17 protein-coding genes, 1 tRNA gene and 2 pseudogenes are annotated in these 19,047 nt (G+C 64.7%); 11 read left to right on the forward strand and 9 right to left on the reverse strand.

Annotated elements, in window-relative coordinates; genetic code table 11:
- Positions 1–7: 7 nt before the first annotated feature.
- From QZ951_RS03775 to QZ951_RS03790, 4 genes are read left to right on the forward strand one after another with little or no spacing between them, the layout of a single operon-like run.
- Positions 8–796 carry an enoyl-CoA hydratase gene (locus tag QZ951_RS03775; protein ID WP_292998713.1) on the forward strand — a complete coding sequence of 263 codons (789 nt, stop codon included), beginning with the start codon at positions 8–10 and terminating at the stop codon, positions 794–796.
- A complete protein-coding gene (locus tag QZ951_RS03780; RefSeq protein WP_292998715.1) occupies positions 796–1,929 on the forward strand; it encodes an enoyl-CoA hydratase/isomerase family protein in 1,134 nt (377 codons plus the stop codon). Before QZ951_RS03775 ends, QZ951_RS03780 begins: the two co-directional genes overlap by 1 nt.
- Before the next feature lie 26 nt (positions 1,930–1,955).
- Positions 1,956–2,855, forward strand: coding sequence for a 3-hydroxyisobutyrate dehydrogenase (mmsB, locus tag QZ951_RS03785; RefSeq protein ID WP_292998717.1), 900 nt, complete (start codon positions 1,956–1,958; stop codon positions 2,853–2,855).
- Positions 2,856–2,892: 37 nt separating this feature from the next.
- Positions 2,893–3,549, forward strand: coding sequence for a hypothetical protein (locus QZ951_RS03790; protein ID WP_292998719.1), 657 nt, complete (start codon positions 2,893–2,895; stop codon positions 3,547–3,549).
- On the opposite strand, the gene QZ951_RS03795 is transcribed toward QZ951_RS03790, so the two are convergent.
- Entirely contained in the window at positions 3,543–4,151 is a 609-nt protein-coding gene (locus QZ951_RS03795) for a hypothetical protein (RefSeq protein WP_292998721.1), read from the reverse strand. The genes QZ951_RS03790 and QZ951_RS03795 overlap by 7 nt on opposite strands.
- A 4-nt stretch (positions 4,152–4,155) precedes the next feature.
- Positions 4,156–4,515: pseudogene (gene glyA, locus QZ951_RS03800) on the reverse strand (serine hydroxymethyltransferase); the annotation flags it as partial.
- 120 nt (positions 4,516–4,635) lie between these two features.
- Here glyA (QZ951_RS03800) and QZ951_RS03805 point away from each other — a divergent pair.
- Positions 4,636–5,754, forward strand: coding sequence for an IS110 family transposase (locus QZ951_RS03805; RefSeq protein ID WP_292998723.1), 1,119 nt, complete (start codon positions 4,636–4,638; stop codon positions 5,752–5,754).
- 259 nt (positions 5,755–6,013) lie between these two features.
- On the opposite strand, the pseudogene glyA (QZ951_RS03810) reads toward QZ951_RS03805, so the two are convergent.
- From glyA (QZ951_RS03810) to msuE, 5 genes and pseudogenes are all read right to left on the reverse strand, one after another.
- Positions 6,014–6,145: pseudogene (gene glyA, locus QZ951_RS03810) on the reverse strand (serine hydroxymethyltransferase); the annotation flags it as partial.
- A 16-nt stretch (positions 6,146–6,161) separates the two neighbouring features.
- Positions 6,162–8,453 carry a 5-methyltetrahydropteroyltriglutamate--homocysteine S-methyltransferase gene (metE, locus tag QZ951_RS03815; protein WP_292998725.1) on the reverse strand — a complete coding sequence of 764 codons (2,292 nt, stop codon included), beginning with the start codon at positions 8,451–8,453 and terminating at the stop codon, positions 6,162–6,164.
- 260 nt (positions 8,454–8,713) lie between these two features.
- Positions 8,714–9,739 carry a methionine synthase gene (locus QZ951_RS03820; protein WP_292998727.1) on the reverse strand — a complete coding sequence of 342 codons (1,026 nt, stop codon included), beginning with the start codon at positions 9,737–9,739 and terminating at the stop codon, positions 8,714–8,716.
- Between the two features lie 85 nt (positions 9,740–9,824).
- A complete protein-coding gene (locus QZ951_RS03825) occupies positions 9,825–10,808 on the reverse strand; it encodes a DUF1852 domain-containing protein (protein WP_292998729.1) in 984 nt (327 codons plus the stop codon).
- A 45-nt stretch (positions 10,809–10,853) separates the two neighbouring features.
- Positions 10,854–11,435, reverse strand: a complete 582-nt coding sequence (gene msuE, locus QZ951_RS03830; RefSeq protein ID WP_366943792.1) for an FMN reductase — start codon at positions 11,433–11,435, stop codon at positions 10,854–10,856.
- A 163-nt stretch (positions 11,436–11,598) separates the two neighbouring features.
- Between msuE and QZ951_RS03835 the strand changes: the two genes are divergently transcribed.
- On the forward strand, positions 11,599–12,510 hold the full coding sequence (locus QZ951_RS03835) for a LysR family transcriptional regulator (RefSeq protein ID WP_292998732.1): 912 nt from the start codon (positions 11,599–11,601) through the stop codon (positions 12,508–12,510).
- Positions 12,507–13,199 (forward strand): epoxyqueuosine reductase QueH, encoded by a 693-nt coding sequence (locus tag QZ951_RS03840; RefSeq protein WP_292998733.1) that lies wholly within the window; start codon positions 12,507–12,509, stop codon positions 13,197–13,199. Before QZ951_RS03835 ends, QZ951_RS03840 begins: the two co-directional genes overlap by 4 nt.
- Before the next feature lie 73 nt (positions 13,200–13,272).
- Here the strand turns inward: QZ951_RS03840 and QZ951_RS03845 are convergent, their stop codons facing one another.
- Complete coding sequence (locus QZ951_RS03845; RefSeq protein ID WP_292998734.1) at positions 13,273–15,198, reverse strand: integrase arm-type DNA-binding domain-containing protein; 1,926 nt, start codon at positions 15,196–15,198, stop codon at positions 13,273–13,275.
- A gap of 239 nt (positions 15,199–15,437) precedes the next feature.
- Positions 15,438–15,511 (reverse strand) — tRNA-Gly (locus QZ951_RS03850).
- Between the two features lie 181 nt (positions 15,512–15,692).
- Between QZ951_RS03850 and QZ951_RS03855 the strand changes: the two genes are divergently transcribed.
- From QZ951_RS03855 to trmB, 4 genes are all read left to right on the forward strand, one after another.
- On the forward strand, positions 15,693–16,499 hold the full coding sequence (locus QZ951_RS03855; RefSeq protein WP_292998736.1) for a hypothetical protein: 807 nt from the start codon (positions 15,693–15,695) through the stop codon (positions 16,497–16,499).
- A gap of 127 nt (positions 16,500–16,626) precedes the next feature.
- A complete protein-coding gene (gene thiS, locus QZ951_RS03860) occupies positions 16,627–16,827 on the forward strand; it encodes a sulfur carrier protein ThiS (protein WP_292998738.1) in 201 nt (66 codons plus the stop codon).
- Between the two features lie 433 nt (positions 16,828–17,260).
- Positions 17,261–18,079 (forward strand): thiazole synthase, encoded by an 819-nt coding sequence (locus QZ951_RS03865; protein ID WP_292998740.1) that lies wholly within the window; start codon positions 17,261–17,263, stop codon positions 18,077–18,079.
- Positions 18,080–18,087: 8 nt separating this feature from the next.
- On the forward strand, positions 18,088–18,825 hold the full coding sequence (gene trmB / locus QZ951_RS03870; RefSeq protein ID WP_292998742.1) for a tRNA (guanosine(46)-N7)-methyltransferase TrmB: 738 nt from the start codon (positions 18,088–18,090) through the stop codon (positions 18,823–18,825).
- Positions 18,826–19,047: the final 222 nt, after the last annotated feature.

Below are 19,047 nucleotides of genomic sequence, written 5' to 3' on the forward strand. Positions count from 1 at the left end.
ACCAACCATGACCACCCAAGACTACCCCGGCCTGCTGCTCGAAAAGCGCGGCCATACGGCTCTCATCACGCTGCACAACCCGCCTGCCCATACCTGGACGGCCGAGAGCCTGACCGGGCTCGCGCGTCTCGTGCGCGACCTCGACGCCGACCGCGACATCTATGCGTTGGTTGTCACTGGCGACGGCGAAAAGTTCTTCAGCGCCGGTGCTGACCTGAAGCTCTTCGCCGATGGCGACAAGGGACGCGCCGCGACGATGGCCCAGCGCTTCGGAGAAGCCTTCGAGACGCTGGCCGCCTTCCGGGGCGTCAGCATCGCCGCCATCAACGGCTATGCGATGGGTGGTGGGCTGGAATGCGCGTTGGCCTGCGACTTGCGCGTCGTCGAATCGCATGCGCAGCTCGCGCTGCCCGAAGCCAGCGTGGGTCTACTGCCTTGCGCGGGCGGCACGCAGTGGTTGTCCTGGACCATCGGCGAGAGCTGGGCCAAGCGCATGGTGCTGCTCGGTGAACGCGTAGACGCCGCCACGGCGCTGCGAATTGGCCTGGCCGATGAACTGGCCGAGAAGGGTCAGGGCCTGGCTACCGCACTCGCGCTGGCCGACAAGGTTGCCAAGCAGAGCCCCAGCGCCGTGCGCGCCTGCAAGCGCCTAATCCAGGGAGCACGCTACGCTGGCCCGCATGGCCAGTTGCCATCTGAGCGTGAGGCGTTCGTCGCTCTCTTCGATACCGAGGATCAGCGTGAAGGCGTGGGCGCCTTCCTCTCCAAGCGCGCACCACAGTGGAAGAACGGCTAATGAGCGACGCGCCTGTCTTGTTTTCCGAGATCGCGACCGCTGGCAGCCACTGCTTCGGTCGCGCGACACTGAATGCGCCGGCTAGCCTCAATGCACTGTCGCTGCCGATGGTGGATCTCCTGGATGCACAGTTGCGCGCCTGGGCGGTCGACCCTCAAATTGCCGGCGTCTGGCTCGACGCGGCGGGTGACAAGGCCTTCTGCGCCGGTGGCGACGTGGTGGGCCTCTATGGCGCCATCAAGGCCACGCCGCGAGGCGAGGTGCCGGCCGAGCCCGCGGCCTTCTTCGAGCGCGAGTACCGGCTGGACTATCTCATCCACACCTATCCCAAGCCCATTGTGTGCTGGGGCCACGGCATCGTGATGGGCGGTGGTATTGGGCTGATGGCTGGCGCCTCTCACCGAGTTGCGACGTTGAAGACGCGGCTGGCGATGCCTGAGATCACCATCGGCCTCTACCCGGATGTGGGCGGCAGTTGGTTCCTCGCGCGCCTGCCCGGTGGCCTGGGCGAGTTCTTGGCGCTGACCGGTGTTTCGCTGAACGCCGCCGACGCGCTGGAGGTCCAATTGGCCGACTTCGTGCTGCGGCACGAAGACCAGGGTGCCGTGCTGAAAGCCATCGCAGCCGCCCTTTGGCAAGGCGATGCCGAAACCGATCGTGCCGCGCTGAGCCGGCTCTTGCAGGCCAAAGCGCTTCGGCCGACCGAACTTCCGGCGTCGCCGGTCCGCGAGCACCGTGATCGTATTCGCGAGCTGGTTGGTCAGCACCAGCGCTTGCAGGATCTGGCGCCACGCCTTACCGCCTTGACGGCGGATGCCGATCCTTGGTTGGCCCAGGCCGGCACCGCCTTCACCAAAGGCTCCCCAAGCTCGGCCGAGCTGGCGCTGGCGTTGCAGCGACGGCTGCGCCACGGCTCCCTGGCCGAGGTTTTTCGTCTCGAATGGCAAGCCTCGGTGGGTTGCTGCATGCACGCGGACTTCGCCGAGGGCGTGCGCGCATTGCTGGTCGACAAGGACAAGCAGCCACGCTGGCAGCCAGCCACCCTTGACGCATTGGATGAAGTGGGCTGGCGTGCACACGTCGCTGCCCATCTGCAGCCGCGCGGCACTAACCCGCTCGCGGACTTGTTCTGAACGACACCACATACGGAGACAAGACCATGACGACACCTCACATCGCCTTTTTGGGCCTGGGCAACATGGGCGGCCCGATGGCCGTGAACCTCGCCAAGGCCGGCTACGCGATCCATGCCTTCGACCTCAGCTCTGAGGCCTGCGCGAAGGCCGCAGGGCAGCCGGGCGTCACCATCGCCGCATCGGCCGCCGCGGCCGTGGACGCAGCCGAGATCGTCATCTCTATGCTGCCGGCCAGCAGACATGTGGAGTCGCTGTACTTGGGCGACGATGGCCTGCTCACCATACTGTCCCACGGCACGCTGGTTATTGACTGCAGCACCATTGCACCAGCGTCGGCGTTCAAGGTGTCGCAGGCCGCTGCCGCGCGCGGCGTGGCGATGCTGGACGCCCCAGTCTCCGGTGGTACGGCCGGAGCCGCCGCTGGCACGCTGACCTTCATCGTCGGCGGAGAAGCCCAGGTTCTGGAGCGCGCGCGGCCAGTTCTCCTGGCCATGGGCAAGAACATCTTCCATATGGGCAGCAACAGCGCCGGCCAAGTCGCCAAGCTGTGCAACAACATGGCGCTGGGCGTCATCATGGCCGTCACTGGCGAGGCGCTCGCGCTGGGTGTCGCGCATGGACTGGACGCCAAAGTGCTGTCGCAGATGATGGCCGTCAGCACCGGCCGCAGTTGGGCCACCGAGGTCTGCAACCCCTGGCCCGGCGTGCTGGAGAACGCGCCAGCGTCGCGCGGCTACACGGGCGGCTTCGGCAACGACCTGATGCTGAAAGACCTGGGCTTGGCGGTCGAGGCGGCGATGGGCGTCGGTGCGACGATCCCGCTGGGCGAGCTGGCACGCAACCTCTACGCACTGAACAAACAGGCTGGCCGCGGCAGCCTGGACTTCTCCAGCGTGGTCAAACTTGTCAGCGAGAAGGTCTAATCTGCTTCGCCACGGCAGGGGCCGTCACAATGAATAGATGACTTCCAGCACCTCGCTTTCACGCGCCTGGATGCGTCTGCCCTCCGGTGCACACCTCGATCTGATCAATCCGAGTCCTGACACATGGACCGACATGGACTTGGCGGTGCGCCTGTCGCGCACGGCGCGCTGGGGCGGCGAATCCGCCTGGCCGCTGCCCCTGTCAGTCGCGCAGCATTCGCTGCTGGTGTTGGAACTGCGGCGCATGGCCGCATCAGGCCCGCTGAGCCCCGAGGAAGAACTGTTGGAAGTGCTGCACGACGCGGAAGAGGGGTTTCTGGGGTTCGACTGCATATCGCCGCTCAAGGCAGTTCTGGGTGAGCCCTTCCGCGCGGTTGCCAACCGCCTTATGCAGGTCGTTGCACAGCGCTACGAACTGCCGCCCTGGACACCCGAACGCTACCGGCTGCACAAGCAGGCCGATCTGGCGGCGGCGGCCAGCGAAGCGGTGCATTGCGTGGGCTGGACTCACGGGGAGGTTCGCGACATCCTGCGAATCGAAGCGCCCATCATCGACGCTGATCCGCTGGCCGCCCGGTATGGCGGTGTGCCATGGGCGCCGTGGCGTCTCGACGTGGCGGCGCAACGGTTCCATGATGTGCTGCAAGACGCGTGTGCCCGTCGCAGCACCCCGCAAGCCTCCGATCCTCAGTGACGCGACGATGCTGGCTGCAACAGCCGCACACCATCAAGCAGCCGGCAGGCTTGGCATCGACAAGCGTCAGGCAGGCGCGGCAGCGCGGGCTCCAGCATCTCGCACACCACCGCCAGCAATCGGAGGTGCATAGTCCACGCACCGTTGCGCCCATGGGGCAGGCGCATGCGCTTGGCAAGCGCCATGACCCGGTGCGATGCGTCGAGGCGGTGTAGGGCGCTGGCGCCGGGGTCGGTGGCTGCGAGCCACCTGCACAGCAGGAGAGTGGATTCTGCTTGCCGCATCTCCACTGCCATCGTGATCGCGTGCGCCAACTCATCCGGCCGAAGCGCTTCTGGCCGCTGCGCGAGCCGCTCCATCCACGGACGCGCTGCCCGCTTGCTGCCCAGTTGCGCGCAGACGATCAGGATACCTAGTTGCAACTGGGCTGCGTTCGCATACCTCTTGCGCAGAGCATCCCGGTAGATCCGCTCGATCTGGTTCGGCTGGCCTGATCCGAGCGCATGTGCCACCTCGGCGCGAAAGGCCGCGCTCCAGTCCACCGCGGCTACGCGCCCCGCATACTTGGCTGCATCATGTTGGCTGGCGCGACCGGCAAGCATCGACTCATTTATAGACAGGGAAGCGCCTCGTCAGCGCAGCAACTTGTTCCCGCACGCGCTGGATTCTGTCAGCATTATGCGGTGCATCCAGTACGTCGGCCACGAGGTTGCCTACCAAGCGTGCCTCATCCTCGCAGAAACCGCGTGTCGTCATGGCGGGCGTGCCCAAGCGGATGCCCGAGGTCACGAACGGCTTCTCTGGGTCGCTCGGGATCGCATTCTTGTTGCCCGTGATGCGCGCCTCGCCGAATGCCTTCTCTGCCTCCATGCCGGCAATCTTCTTGGCACGCAAGTCCAGCATGACGTGGCTTTCCGTGCGGCCGGAGATGATGCGCAAACCGCGCGCGATCAGCGTCTTGGCTAGACATCATGGTCGCTCGCCGGCTGCGGCGAAGGCTCGTCTCCAGTATCGTGGGTTGCGCACCGAGGTGTGCCGAGCCACATGCGGCAGGGCGGGCCAGCCGCAGCGTTAAGGAGACGAGCCATGGACGAGCGTATCAAGTTCTTCGTCGGTCTGGACGCCCACAAGGACACGATTGCGGTGGCGGCTTGCGAAGCCGGACGTGAACCGGCTCGCTTTGCCGGCACGCTGGGGCCGGATGTGCGGGCACTGCTGAAGGTACTGGGCAAGGCAGGAGATCCTGCTGCGGTGAGTGTGGTGTACGAAGCCGGCCCGACGGGCTACGGGCTGTACCGCGAGCTGAGCCGGCGCGGCTACCACTGCGAGATCATCGCGCCCACCCTGATCCCACGGCGAGCCGGCGAGCGCATCAAGACCGACCGGCGCGACTGCCTGCGGCTGGCGGAGTTGTCGCGCTCAGGCGAACTCAAGCCGATCTGGGTGCCCGACGAAGCGCATGAGGCCATGCGCAACCTGTGGCGTGCCCGCGAGGATGCAGTGGGCATGCGGCTGAAGGCGCGTCAGCAGCTCAAGGCCTTCTTGCTACGTCATGGCCGGCGCTATCCGGGCAAGACCTCGTGGACCAAGAGCCACGAGCGCTGGATCAGCGATCAACGCTTCGACCACCAAGGTGACCGCATTGCCCTGGGGGAGTATCAGTTGGCGCAGCAGTCGGCTGAACAACGCGTGCAGCGGTTGACCACTGCGCTGACCGAGGCGGCTGCAGGCTGGCGGCTGGAGCCGGTCGTGGCGGCGCTGCGTGCCCTGCGTGGCATCGACACGGTCAGCGCCATCGGCCTGGTGGCCGAGATCGGGGATTTCCGCCGCTTCGGCACGGCACGCCAGTTCATGGGAGACCTCGGGCTCGTGCCATCAGAGCACTCCAGCGGCAACAGCATTCGTCGCGGCTCGATCACCAAGACCGGCAACGCTCACGCCAGGCGGCTGCTGACCGAGGCGGCTTGGAACTACCGGTTCCCAGCGCGCCTGAGCCAAGCGCTGCGCGAACGCAGCAATGCCCTGCCCGAGGCGGTGTGTCGACACGCCTGGAAGGCTCAACTGCGTCTATGCGGACGGTTCGCACGTCTGTCTTCGCGGGGCGTGCAGACCAACAAGGTCTGTGTCGCGGTGGCACGCGAGCTGGCCGGCTTCGTTTGGGCCATCGCCCAACAGGCATCGTTGCCCACAACCCCGCCGCATTGAGCGGCGTCCCTGTAGCAAGCGGCCTGCGGTGATGCGGCACGCATCACGACGGGAAGAACCCTCGCCGGCACTATCCACAGAAAGGCCTTCGGGCAACCTGCGCTGCTAGACGGAGGTAGCTTCCATGACGGATCGATGCTGGGCGGTAACCAACCCGCGGATATCAGACTGATCCATCGTCGCTGCAACCGACTCGTGCCGCATCACCCCAAGCCGCTTGTCCAAAGGATCAAACAGCCAGCATTGACGAAAGCGACCATATCAGTACCTTGGCGTTCTTGATAACCTGTTCCTGGTAGATATTGAACTCGGGCGCTAATGCCTCCTTGAAGGCTACGGCCTTGCCAGCGATGACGTGCATCGGCGGTCCGCCCTGGATACCGGGGAAGATGGGCTCCGCGTGAGGTTTAGACGGACTGACGCAGCGTCTTCGCAGCCGCGACCATGTTGGTCAACGCCGGAATCACCTCGGCCCACTGGCGAGTCTTCAGGCCGCAGTCCGGGTTGACCCACAGCCGCTCAGCGGGAATGCGCTCCGCAGCTTTCTTCATGAGCTGGACGATATGCTCCTGCGTTGGAATATTGGGCGAGTGGATGTCATAGACGCCTGGACCGATCTCGTTGGGGTACTTGAAGCTGTCGAAAGCATCCAGCAACTCCATGTCCGAGCGCGAGGTCTCAATCGTGATGACGTCGGCGTCCATGTCGGCGATGGACGCGATGATGTCGTTGAACTCCGAGTAGCACATGTGGGTGTGGATCTGGGTCTCGTCACCCACGCCGTTGGCAGTGATGCGGAAGGATTCGACGGCCCAGTCCAGGTACTCCTGCCATTGCGACTTGCGCAGCGGCAGGCCCTCGCGCAGCGCGGCCTCGTCGATCTGGATCACGCGAACACCGGCCTGCTCAAGGTCCAGTACCTCCTGGCGGATGGCCAGCGCGAGTTGCTTGCACGACGCCGAGCGAGGCTGGTCGTCGCGCACGAAGGACCAGTTCAGTATCGTCACCGGGCCGGTCAGCATGCCCTTCATGGGCTTCTTGGTGAGCGACTGGGCATAGGTGATCCACTCCACCGTCATCGCCTTCGGGCGGCTGATGTCGCCGAACAGGATCGGCGGCTTGACGCAGCGCGAGCCGTAGGACTGCACCCAACCGAACTGGCTGAAGGCGTAGCCGTCGAGTTGCTCCCCGAAGTATTCGACCATGTCGTTACGCTCGGCCTCGCCGTGCACCAGCACGTCCAGTTCCAGCTTTTCCTGCTCGCGCACGCTGCGCTCGATCTCGGCCCGCATCGCGGCCTGGTAGCCCAGGTAGTCCAGGCAGCCGGCCTTAAATTCGCTGCGCGCGTGGCGGATTTCGGCGGTCTGCGGGAAGGAGCCGATAGTGGTTGTCGGGTACGCCGGCAGCTTGAGGAATCCCGCCTGCTTGGCCGCACGATTGGCGTAGGCGCTTTTGCGCTGGCCCATGTCGACGTTGACGCGGGCTACCGCGGCCTCCACCGCCGGGTTGTTCACGCGCGGCGAGGCGCGGCGGGCAGCCAGCGCAGCCTGGTTGGCTGCCAGCGCGTCCTGGACCGCAGCTCGGCCTTCGCGCAGGGCCTTGCCGAGCACGCGCAGTTCTTCGAGCTTCTGCAGCGCGAAGGCCAGCCAGGACTTGACCTCGGCGTCCAGCTTCTGCTCGCTCGCGAGGTCCACTGGCACATGCAGCAGCGAGCACGACGGCGCGATCCACAAGCGCTCACCCAGCCGCTCGACCAGCGGCTCGATCCAGTCGAGCACGGCCGCCAAGTCGGTCTTCCAGATATTGCGACCATTGATGACGCCCAGCGACAGCACCTTGTGAGCCGGCAGAAGGTTGATCAGGGTCTGCACGCCCTCACGGTCGTTGATGGCATCAATGTGCAGTCCAGCTACCGGCAGGCCGGCCGCGAGGTAGGCGTTTTCCTGTAGCTGACCGAAATAGGTCGCCAGGAGCAGCTTGACCTTGGCGTCCTTGAGCTGGTGGTAAGCCGTGTTGAGGGCGTGCTGCCAGTCGGCATCGAGTTCCGTCACAAGGATGGGTTCGTCGACCTGCACCCATTCGACGCCCTGCGCCGCCAGCGTGTCCAGCAGCTCGGCGTACACGGGGAGCAGGCGCTCCAGCAGGGCCAGCTTGTTCGAGTCGTCCTTAGCCTTGCCGATCGCCAGATAGGTCACTGGTCCAATGATCACCGGCTTTGCCTTCAACCCCTGCGCCCTGGTTTCGGCTAACTGCTCCAGCAGGCGCGAAGCGTCGAGCATGAACGCTGTGGCGGCGGTGAACTCGGGGACGATGTAGTGGTAGTTGGTGTCAAACCACTTGGTCATCTCGCCAGCGGCCACGCTGCCGCAGCATGCCGCATGGTCGTCGATACCCTTAGCCGAGCGGCCGCGCGCCACGCGGAAGTAGTTGTCCAGCGGATCGCCGTGGAAGCCCTGCACCCGCTCGGGCAGGTTGCCCAGTGTGAAGCTCATATCCAGCACCTGGTCGTAAAAGGCGAAATCGCCCACAGGCACCAGGTCCAGGCCGGTCTGGTTCTCCCAGTTGCGCTGGCGTAGCTGCGCACCCAGGGCCTTGAGTTCGTCGAGCGAGGACTCGCCATTCCAGTAAGACTCCAGCGCGAACTTCAGTTCGCGCTTGGCGCCGATGCGGGGGAAACCGAGGTTATGGATCGTCGTCATGGTCTGCTCTCAAAACAGGAAACGTGGAATGACGCAAATCCTAGGGAAGCCAGGCAATGAAGTAAAATGGTCTTATCTCACATATCCATGAATTCTGCTCAATTGTTCTGGAGCACATCCATCGGGCCATCGGGCCATCGGGCCATCGGGCACGAGGTCGAGAAACAAGGTGTTGAGTTCCAGGCAATCCTGAGCCAGGGGCCTTGCCCGGTCACTCCGGATGGAATCAAAAGTTTGGGCGTGACGAGACCGGGCCTGCGTCACATCCCAGTGAACCGCTCCTTTGCCAGCCTCGTGCCTTCTGCCAGCGCTTTCAGCTTGCGCCACGCCACGTCCCGCCCCATAGGCGCCAGGCCGCAATTCGTGCATGGGAACAGCCGCTCCTTCGGCACGAACTCCAGCGCCCGGCCGATGGTGTCAGCAACTTCCTCGGGTGTCTCGACCACGTCGCTGGCCACATCGATCACGCCTACCAGCACGTCCTTGCCTGCCAGCAGCTTCATCAGGTCGGGCGGCACATGGGAGTGGATGCATTCCAGGCTCACCTGGTCGATGCGGCTGCGGGCAAGCGCGGGGAACACCGCCTCATATTGGCGCCATTCGTCGCCCAGGGTGCTCTTCCAGTCGGTATTGGCCTTGATGCCGTAGCCATAGCAGATGTGCACCGCCGTCGTACAGGTCAAGCCCTCCGCCGCGCGCTCGACCGCCTGCACGCCCCAGTCGGCGGCATCTTGCATGTAGACATTGAAGGCGGGCTCGTCGAACTGGATGATGTCCACTCCGTCGGCCTGCAGCGCGAGCGCCTCCTGGTTGAGCAGTTCTGCAAACGCGAAGGCCATCTTGACCTTGTCGCCGTAGAAGCGGTCCGCCACGGTGTCGACGATGGTCATCGGGCCGGGCAAGGTGAACTTCAGCTTCTTCTTCGTGTGCGCGCGCGCCAGTTGCGCTTCGAAGGCATGCACGCGACCCTTCAGGCGCAGGGCCGACACCACCTGCGGGACCATCGCGTCGTAGCGGTTGTCGCGGATGCCCATCTTCACCTTGTGCTCGAAGTCGATGCCCTCGATCTGCTCCAGGAAGCCGTGCACGAAGTGCTGTCGCGACTGCTCGCCGTCGCACACGATGTCCAGGCCTGCGTCTTCCTGGGCCTTGATCCACAGCAGGGTCGCATCGGCCTTGGCTTGCACAAGCGCATCGCCTTCGGCCCGCCACTGGGGCCAGAGCTTGTTGGTTTCGGCCAGCCAGGCGGGTTTTGGCAGGCTGCCGACGATGGAGGTTTCAAACATCTGAGGATTTCTTTCTAACAAGGATGAGGGTGGCGGGCGTACTTTGGGGACCGTTTTGCCCGATTTGCGAAGCAATGCGGTGGTGTCAGAGCGCGCAACTGGCAGCCCATTGTTCAAGAACGTTCTTGTACGGCTTGATGAAGTGCTCTTCCGCGAACTTCCCCTGCTTGACTGCCAGCTGGCTGCGTTCTTCCCGGTCGTAGACGATCTGCGTCAGCGAGTAGTCCTGGTTCTTCAGGCTCGGCTGGTAGAAGATGCCCGCCGCGGAGTTGGCGTTGTAGATCTCGGGGCGGTAGATCTTCTGAAAGGTCTCCATCGTGCTGATGGTGCCGATCAGCTCCAGATTCGTGTAGTCGTTCAGCAGGTCGCCGTGGAAGTAGAACGCCAACGGCGCGACGCCATTGGGCGGCATGAAGAAGCGGACCTGCATCCCCATCTTCGCGAAGTACTGGTCGGTGGAGGACAGTTCGTTCTGCTGGTACTCGGCGCCCAGGATGGGGTGCTGGTTGCCGGTCCGTCGGTAGGTCTTGCTGGTCGAGGCACTGATGCAGATGACGGGCGGCTTGTGGAAGCGCTCCTTGTAGGTGCGCGAGTTGGCGAATTGCTTGAACAGCTTGCCATGCAGGTCGCCAAAATCGTCCGGGGTACTGAATTCCGCGCGATCGGCGTTGTACCCCGGAAGCAGGACGCTGAAGTCGTAGTCGCGCACGTAGGAGGAGAAATTGTTTCCCACGATGCCGTCGATGCGTCGGTTCGTCTTCTTGTCGATGATGTAGGTCTTCAGGATCTCGATCAATGGAAATGCACCATGGCTGCTCTCGGCGTCCATGTTCATCTCGACGGACACGATCTCAAGCTCGACCGAGTAGCGGTCTCCCGTCGGATTGTCCCAATGCGCCAGGTCGTTAAAGCGATGGTCGATCATCCTCAGCGTGTTGCGCAGGTTCTGTTGCCGACTCGTCCCCCGGGCCAGGTTGGCAAAGTTGGTGGTGATGCGTGTGCTGTCCGAAGGGTGGTAGTTCTCATCGAAACAAATGCTTTTGAGGCTGAAAGTAAATTCTTCGTTCATGACGATCTGCTGCGCGGATGGTGGAGATGAAGGTCGATGCGTGCCTCAGGCCGCAAGCACTTCCTCGATCGGAGATGGCTTGGCATGGCGCGCCAGTTCGACCAGCGGCAATGCCCGTTGGACCGCCAGTCCGGCCCGGGCGATCAAGGCCTCGTCCCGCAGGCGGTAGTCGAAGAAATCCTTGTCGGTCGCGTAGACGCCCAGCGGCAATGTGCGTGCTTGGAAAAAGCTGAACAGCGGCCGCAGCTGGTGGTCGATCACCAGGGCATGACGCTCGCTGCCGCCTGTGGCCGCCAACAGGACGGGCTTGTCCACCAAGGCGTCCTGGTCGATGAAGTCGAAGAAGTGCTTGAACAAGCCCGTGTAGGAGCCGCGGAAGACCGGTGTCGCCACCACCAGAACATCGGCGCGCTCGACCGCCGCCAGTTCCCGCTCCACTGTATCGGGCAGTTGGGAGCGCCAGACGGCACCGGCGAGCTGCGGTGCGAGCTGACCCAGTTCGACCAGGCGCTGTTCGCACGGGACTTCTTCGGCGATCAGGTCCAGCAGGTGCTCTGCCAAGGCTGCCGACCTGGAGGGGCGTTGCAGCCCGCCGGACACCGCGACCAAGCGGAGTGGACGTGTCATCTTTGCTTTCATGAGGATGGGTTCGCGCCGCGCCGGGAAATTCGCCCGGCCTTGCCATGGCCGCTCCCAGAGTGCAAACGAACAATGGGAACGGATGGTATTGATGTGAGTCAATGAAGTAAAATGGTCTTATTTCAACAATCCATGAGCACGAGTCATTTGAATGCTTGAGCGCATCCACCTCAGCATCGTCCAGCAGGTCGAAAAGCAAGGGTCGTTGACGGCTGCCTCGGGCGTGTTGAACCTCACCCAGTCGGCCCTGAGTCACAGCATGAAGAAGCTGGAGCAACAATTGGGCACCGACATCTGGCTGCGCGAAGGCCGAAGCCTGCGCCTGACACAAGCCGGGCAGTACCTGCTGGCGGTGGCGAACCGTGTGCTGCCGCAACTGGACCTGGCCGAAGAGCGCCTAGGCCAGTTCGCGCAGGGCGAGCGCGGTGCGCTGCGCATCGGCATGGAATGCCACCCTTGCTACCAGTGGTTGCTCAAGGTGGTGTCGCCCTACTTGGCCGCATGGCCCGACGTGGATGTGGACGTCAAGCAGAAGTTCCAGTTCGGCGGGATCGGCGCGCTGTTCGGCTACGAGATCGACCTGCTGGTCACGCCTGATCCGCTCTACAAGCCGGGCCTGAAGTTCGAGCCGGTGTTCGACTACGAACAGGTATTGGTCGTGGCCAAGGGCCATGCCCTGGCTTCGGCGGCTTACGTGAAGCCCCAGCAGCTGACCCAAGAGGTGCTCATCAGCTATCCCGTGGACATCGAGCGCCTGGACATCTACAACCAGTTCCTGCTGCCGGCCGGTGTCACGCCCAAGCGCCACAAGGCCATCGAAACCACCGACATCATGCTGCAGATGGTGGCCAGCGGCCGCGGGGTGGCCGCCCTGCCGCGCTGGCTGGTCGAGGAGTACGCGGCCAAGATGGACGTGGTGCCCGTGCGGCTGGGTGCGCGCGGCATTGCCAAGCAGATCTTCCTGGGCGCGCGCGAGGCGGACACGGCCATCGACTACGTGCGGGCCTTCATCGAACTGGCCCGCCAGCCAGCCACCGCCACCGCGCGAGGAGCCAAAAGATGAACACCACCATCGAACGCAAACCGCTTGCGCTGCCCGGCGGCCATGACAAGGTGCTGCTGCATTCCTGCTGCGCGCCGTGCTCGGGCGAGGTCATGGAGGCCATGCTGGCCTCTGGCATCGACTACACCATCTTCTTCTACAACCCCAACATCCATCCGCTCAAGGAATACGAGCTGCGCAAGAACGAGAACATCCGCTTCGCCGAGCAGTTCGGCGTGCCCTTCATCGATGCCGACTACGATCGGGACAACTGGTTCGAGCGGGCCCGGGGGATGGAGCACGAGCCCGAGCGCGGCGTGCGCTGCACCATGTGCTTCGACATGCGCTTCGAGCGCACGGCGCTGTATGCGCATGAGCATGGCTTTCCGGTGATCACCAGTTCTCTGAGTATATCGCGTTGGAAGAACATGCAGCAGATCAACGACTGCGGCGTGCGTGCGGCGGCCAAGTACCCAGGTGTGATGTACTGGGAATACAACTGGCGCAAGGGTGGCGGCTCGGCGCGCATGATCGAGATCAGCAAGCGCGAGAACTTCTACCAGCAGGAATACTGCGGCTGTGTTTACTCGCTGCGGGACACCAACCGTCATCGCATCGCCTCGGGCCGACCACGCATCGAACTCGGCGTGCAGTTCTACGGCGAAGGAGCGACCACGGGCGAAAAGCCCAAAGACCCTGAAGCAGGTTGACGCTGGGCTGGATCACTCGCTATGTCTCCTATGAAGCGCCGCACCGTATCGAGGTACGGCCCAGTCTTGTGCCTCATGGCGCTACCAGGTCATCCGACACATCTGCCGTAATGGCGTCACGCACCAGCCGCTGCACGCGCTGCCGCACTTCCACCGGGATGTTGGAAGCCTCTGCGGGGTCGTCCACCGCGACGCTCCGCGCCGCGACCAGCCGCGCGGCCAGATGCAGGTTCTTCGGGCTGACGGCCTCGATGGCTGAGCGTCCGCCCAGCGCGTCATAGGACTGCAGGAGCGAGTGGTAGATGGACCAAGTGTCGAGACCCCGCGGCACCTGCTTGAGCACGGACTGCACGAGCCTGCGCTTGAGCGGATCGAGCTGCCAGTCCGGCACCCGCTGCCCCCGATGGCCCATGTGGATGGACAGCAGGTTGCCGGCCTGGATCTCATAGGTGATCCAGCGGCGCGACTTGCCCGCGAGCTTGGCGTAGTTCGCCACCGAAAGGTTGTGCGGCGCCTCGAAGGTCTCCAGCACCTGCAGGCGTTCGCGCTGCGCGTCCGACAGCCGCGGCCGGGCGTATTCGGGCATGCGCACGGCCGACAACCGCTGCACCGATGCCGGCGCTGTGGGCATATTGGGCGTCGGCGCGGTCACGATCAACTGCGGCGCGGTGAGGTCGACAACCGGCGGCTGCACGGCCGCCTGGCCGGCGATGGTCGGCAGACCTTGCAGCGTGATGGTCAGGTGGCGGCTGGCGATCTCGACCTGGTTCTGCTCGAACAGGTCCAGGCGATCCGCCCAATCCTGCATCATCACGCGGCGCTGCTCGACGTACTCGGCGTGGTTGTAGGTCGCGCTGATCTTGTCCGGGTCGGCGTGCGAGAGCTGGGCATCCACCCACTTCTTCGGGTAGCCGAGTTCGTTGAGCGCGGTCGAAATCGTCGCGCGGATGCCGTGCCCCGTGAGCTGGTCCTCGTAGCCCATGCGCTTGAGCGCGCCGTTGAACGTGTTCTCGCTGACGGTGTGCTTCAAGCACCAGTCGCCCGGGATGAGGTAGGCCTGGGCCGGCTTGCACTGGTCCAGCAGGTGGCGAACGATTTCCTGGGCCTGCACCGACAGTGGCACGATGTAGGGCGGGATGTCCACCAGGCGCTTGCGCTTCTTCTTCGTGAGTAGCGCGCGCTGCTTGAGCCTGGCCACCGGGATGATCCACAGGCCTTGCTCAAGGTCGAACTGGTCGGGCGTGGCGAAACGCAGCTCGCCGGTGCGCACGCCGGTGAGCATCAGCAGCCGAATGCCCAACTGCGTGTTCAGGCGCCCGCGGTACTTGCGCAGCGTCTGCAACATGATCGGCAGCTCTGGCATGCGTAGGAACGGGTTGTGTTCGACCGGCGGCAGCGGCAGCGCGACGACCTCCAAGTCCTTGGAGGGGTTGTCGTGCATGTTCGGGATCGCCACCGTGGCATAGGTGAACAGTTGGGTGAACCACGTCCTGAGCTTCTCGGCCACCGACAGCGAGCCGCGCTTTTCCACCTTGCCGATGATGTCCAGCAGGTGCGCGCGCGTGATGTCGTAGATCGTCAGGTGGTGCAGCACCGGGAACACGTCTTTCTTGAAGACGCGGGCGATCTGCTCCAGGCTGGTCTGCCGTCCTTCCTCCAACGACAGCTTGCGATGTGCCAGCCACTGGTCATAGACCGCTTTGAACGTGTGTTCGCCCGCCAACACGATGGCGTGGCGCTTGCGCTTGCGTTCGGTGTGCGGGTTGACGCCCTTGGCGAGCAGCGTGCGGGCTCCATCACGAAGCTCGCGCGCCTCCTTCAGGGAGAGGGCCGGGTAGCTGCCGAAGGACATGCGATCGCGCTTGCCGCCCCACGTGAAGCGGAAGTGCCAAGCCTTGGCGCCGTTGGCGGAAACGAAGAGGGAGAGGCCGTCGGCATCGGCCAGCGTGTACGGTTTGCCGGTCGTCTTGGCCTGACGAACCATGAGGTCTGAGAGCATGAGCCCAACTCCTGAGAATCGAGTTGGCTGCATGGTCCTGTTCGTCCCCGCGCTCCTCCAGCAAGAATGCGAAAGTGGGAAGCTCCGCGTTCCGATGTACCACTTGATGTACCGCTTTGTACCGGCAGTCAGTGGTTTTCGCTGGCAGTCACTGGATTCAACGATGGCGAAAAAGCTGAACCGTGACAATCACTTGCGACACTCCATGGTCTTTTCTGGAAGTCCGTGGAAAGTCGAAGTGGAGCGGGTGATGGGAATCGAACCCACGCTAGCAGCTTGGGAAGCTGCAGTTCTACCATTGAACTACACCCGCTCGGGTGCTGCGGCGGTGCAGAGCATGCACGCGCAGGGGCTTGCCCGGCAAGCCGCCGCGCCGGGCCGAGCGCGGTCGGGGCGCGATCGCGCTGCGCGCATTGCGACACGCCGCCGTCGCGAAATTGGCGTCCGCCACGCACAATATCGGTGCACGACCCCGCTGAACCGATGAGTGACCGATGAAAAGCCTGATCCGCGTGCTGATGACCCTGCTGCTGCCGGCCTTGCTGCTGGCCCCGCCACCGGCCTCCGCGACCGACGCGCTGGCCGACGACGATGTCGACGCCGATGCCCGGCGTCCGGTTCCCGCCATCCGGCAAGTCGTGTCGATCGATACCGAGAGCAACTTCGGCACGCAGGTGCTGAAGCTGCGTTTCCAGCAGCCGACGCTGGCCGGCAGCGCCATCTTCCTTTGGAGCCAGGCGTCGATCGACGGACAGACGCAGAACCTGCCGACGTTCACCGATGACCGCGGCAATCGCTACATCGCCACCGGCAACAATCAGTCCGACACCGACGGCCGGGTCAACGCCGCGCAAGGCACGGCCTACGCGCCGAACATTGCCGCCGGCACGCAGGAAATCACCGCGACCTGGACGCCGTTTGGCGACTACCGCTCGGTCATCGCAGTCGAGATCACCGGCGTGTCGGAAGCGCCATTCCTCGGCGGCGCGTCGAGCATCGTGTTCACGTCGGGACCGGGGGTCGACGACATCAGCTCCGGCCGCCTCCGCGTCAACCGCCGCAACGCGCTGCTCGCCGCGGTCTCCTGCAACGTCTCGCAGCGCAACCCGCAGCAGACCGTCCCGTTCGTGCCGAATGCCGGCACTGGCATGACGTCGACCTACACGTTCGGCAACTATGGCGAGCGCTTCGACTATTGCCGGTTCGCGTCGAGTCTCACCGGACGCGTCGGCTTCAAGGAAGCGCTGTTCAGTTCCAATGCCGCCGACCAGTACTTCACGTTCATGGCGGTCTTTCGCTGACCGCTCCGCAGCGTCGCGCGCGCTGACGCCTCCGCCGGATGCCCGCCGAGCGGCACCCGTAGCGAAGGGCGGGGCCGCGAGTGCCATCGGGTAAACTCAGCGCCCCGCGACTCCACCCCCGGCTGCCATGCAGATACTCGTCAACGGCGACGCGTTCGAAGCGCCCGAAGCCTGCTTCGTCGCCGACCTGCTGCGCGCCATGGGGCTGGAAGGCCAGCGCTGCGCCGTGGAGCTGAACGGCGACATCGTGCCGCGCGGCAGTTGGTCCGAGCGCCGGATCGCCCCGGGCGACCGCCTCGAAATCGTCCGCGCGATCGGTGGTGGGTGAGACCGTTCCGAGCATGCTCGGAACGGTCGAACGCCGCGCCATGGATGGCGCGGCCGGCCCCCGCCGAACGAGGACGCGATCTCGCCATGGATGGCAGGGAACACATTCCAACGAGACCGGAACGGTCGAACGCCGCGCCATGGATGGCGCGGCCGGCCCCCGCCGAACGAGGACGCGATCTCGCCATGGATGGCAGGGAACACATTCCAACGAGACCGGAACGGTCGAACGCCGCGCCATGGATGGCGCGGCCGGGCTCGGCCGAACGAGGACGCGATCTCGCCATGGATGGCAGGGAACACATTCCAACGAGACCGGAACGGTCGAACGCCGCGCCATGGATGGCGCGGCAGAGTCGAGCCACGACGTTCGGGAGCATGACGCTACGTCGGTCCCCGAACCCGCCACGAATTCGCATTGATCGAGCATCCCGATGACCCCAGTCGAACCGCTGTCCCCGCCCGCCGCACCCGCCGATGACGGCCTGATCATCGCCGGCAAGCGCTATCGCTCGCGGCTGCTGGTCGGCAGCGGCAAGTACAAGAGCCTCGAGGAAACGCGCCTGGCAACCGAGGCCAGCGGTGCCGAGATCATCACCGTCGCCATCCGCCGCGTGAACATTGGCCAGAACCCGAACGAGCCGAGCCTGCTCGATGTCGTGCCGCCAAGCCGCTACACCATCCTGCCGAACACCGCCGGCTGCTACACCGCCGAAGATGCCGTGCGCACCTGCCGCCTCGCGCGCGAATTGCTCGATGGCCACAAGCTGGTCAAGCTCGAAGTGCTGGCCGATCCCAAGACCCTGTTCCCGGACGTGATCGGCACGCTCGCCGCCGCCGAAACGCTGGTCAAGGACGGTTTCGACGTGATGGTCTACTGCTCCGATGACCCGGTGCTGGCCAAGCGCCTCGAAGAAATCGGCTGCGTCGCCGTGATGCCGCTGGCCGCGCCGATCGGCTCCGGCCTCGGCATCCAGAACCGGTACAACATCCTCACCATCGTCGAGAACGCCAGGGTGCCGATCATCGTCGACGCCGGCGTCGGCACCGCCAGCGACGCCGCCATCGCGATGGAACTCGGCTGCGATGGTGTGTTGATGAACACCGCCATCGCCGAAGCCCGCGACCCGGTGCTGATGGCGAGTGCCATGAAGCACGCGATCATCGCCGGGCGCCAGGCCAAGCTCGCGGGTCGCATGCCGATGCGGCGCTACGCCTCGGCGTCGTCCCCGATCGTCGGCGTCATCGGCTGAGGCTGAACATGTCGGACACGCCCGAACTCCCGGTGCCGGATGGCGACCGCCGCGCCCGCGCCATCCGCAGCTTCGTGCGCCGCGAAGGGCGCATCACCGACGCGCAGGCCGATGCACTGGCGCGGCTGTGGCCGAAGTACGGCCTTGGTCCGATGCCGGATGGCGAGCATGTGCACCCGTTGCCGGAACTCGACTTCGCCGTCGCCTTTGGCCGTGCCGCACCGCTATCGCTGGAAGTCGGCTTCGGCAACGGCGAACGTCTGGCGCAGGCGGCGGAGCGCCATCCGGAGGTCAATCACATCGGTGCCGAAGTCCATCGCCCCGGCGTTGGCCGCGTGCTGCAGGAAGTCGAAAAGCGCGGCCTCGCCAATGTCCGCGTCATGTGCTCGGACGCCGCCGAATTCCTGCGGACGACGGCACCGAAAGGTGCGTTCTGCGAAGTCGTCGTCCAGTTCCCGGACCCTTGGCACAAGACCCGCCACCACAAGCGCCGCATTATCCAGCCCGCGTTCGTCGCCACCGTGGCGGACGCCCTGATGATCGGCGGCCGCTTCAGGCTGGCAACGGATTGGGCGCCTTACGCCGAATACATGCTCGAAGCCATCGCCACCGAGCCGCGTCTGAAAAACCTCAGCCCGGACGGCCGCTTCGTCCCGCGCCCGGAAGACCGCCCGTTGACCCGCTTCGAGAACCGCGGTCTGAGGTTGGGCCATGAAGTGGCGGATCTGGAGTTTGTGCGGGTTTGAGAAGCCCTTGACCCGAGTAATGGACACTCTTGGGGCGAGCGGCGACCCGGCGTTGACGCAGCGATTCGGACAGCCACTCGCTGGGCTGGGCGTTGAGGATTTTCGGCAGCACAGCTTCTTCGGAAGCGGCAGGTCGAGATCCGTTCCCCAACGGCCTGCGAATGAATGCCCATCGCGCCCGCTTCCCGCTACGCTGTCCGTCCACTTTCAACAAGCCCAGTA

The sequence above is a fragment of the Nevskia sp. genome, from assembly GCF_021732705.1.
Taxonomy (GTDB): Bacteria; Pseudomonadota; Gammaproteobacteria; order Nevskiales; family Nevskiaceae; genus Nevskia.

What these genes read in the sequence shown, in the direction of transcription:
- QZ951_RS03775 (WP_292998713.1), top strand. Translation starts at nt 8, where the DNA reads ATGACCACCCAAGACTACCCCGGCCTGCTGCTCGAAAAGCGCGGCCAT.
- QZ951_RS03780 (WP_292998715.1), top strand. Translation starts at nt 796, where the DNA reads ATGAGCGACGCGCCTGTCTTGTTTTCCGAGATCGCGACCGCTGGCAGC.
- mmsB (WP_292998717.1), top strand. Translation starts at nt 1,956, where the DNA reads ATGACGACACCTCACATCGCCTTTTTGGGCCTGGGCAACATGGGCGGC.
- QZ951_RS03790 (WP_292998719.1), top strand. Translation starts at nt 2,893, where the DNA reads ATGACTTCCAGCACCTCGCTTTCACGCGCCTGGATGCGTCTGCCCTCC.
- QZ951_RS03795 (WP_292998721.1), bottom strand. Translation starts at nt 4,151, where the DNA reads ATGCTTGCCGGTCGCGCCAGCCAACATGATGCAGCCAAGTATGCGGGG.
- QZ951_RS03805 (WP_292998723.1), top strand. Translation starts at nt 4,636, where the DNA reads ATGGACGAGCGTATCAAGTTCTTCGTCGGTCTGGACGCCCACAAGGAC.
- metE (WP_292998725.1), bottom strand. Translation starts at nt 8,453, where the DNA reads ATGACGACGATCCATAACCTCGGTTTCCCCCGCATCGGCGCCAAGCGC.
- QZ951_RS03820 (WP_292998727.1), bottom strand. Translation starts at nt 9,739, where the DNA reads ATGTTTGAAACCTCCATCGTCGGCAGCCTGCCAAAACCCGCCTGGCTG.
- QZ951_RS03825 (WP_292998729.1), bottom strand. Translation starts at nt 10,808, where the DNA reads ATGAACGAAGAATTTACTTTCAGCCTCAAAAGCATTTGTTTCGATGAG.
- msuE (WP_366943792.1), bottom strand. Translation starts at nt 11,435, where the DNA reads ATGACACGTCCACTCCGCTTGGTCGCGGTGTCCGGCGGGCTGCAACGC.
- QZ951_RS03835 (WP_292998732.1), top strand. Translation starts at nt 11,599, where the DNA reads ATGCTTGAGCGCATCCACCTCAGCATCGTCCAGCAGGTCGAAAAGCAA.
- QZ951_RS03840 (WP_292998733.1), top strand. Translation starts at nt 12,507, where the DNA reads ATGAACACCACCATCGAACGCAAACCGCTTGCGCTGCCCGGCGGCCAT.
- QZ951_RS03845 (WP_292998734.1), bottom strand. Translation starts at nt 15,198, where the DNA reads ATGCTCTCAGACCTCATGGTTCGTCAGGCCAAGACGACCGGCAAACCG.
- QZ951_RS03855 (WP_292998736.1), top strand. Translation starts at nt 15,693, where the DNA reads ATGAAAAGCCTGATCCGCGTGCTGATGACCCTGCTGCTGCCGGCCTTG.
- thiS (WP_292998738.1), top strand. Translation starts at nt 16,627, where the DNA reads ATGCAGATACTCGTCAACGGCGACGCGTTCGAAGCGCCCGAAGCCTGC.
- QZ951_RS03865 (WP_292998740.1), top strand. Translation starts at nt 17,261, where the DNA reads ATGACCCCAGTCGAACCGCTGTCCCCGCCCGCCGCACCCGCCGATGAC.
- trmB (WP_292998742.1), top strand. Translation starts at nt 18,088, where the DNA reads ATGTCGGACACGCCCGAACTCCCGGTGCCGGATGGCGACCGCCGCGCC.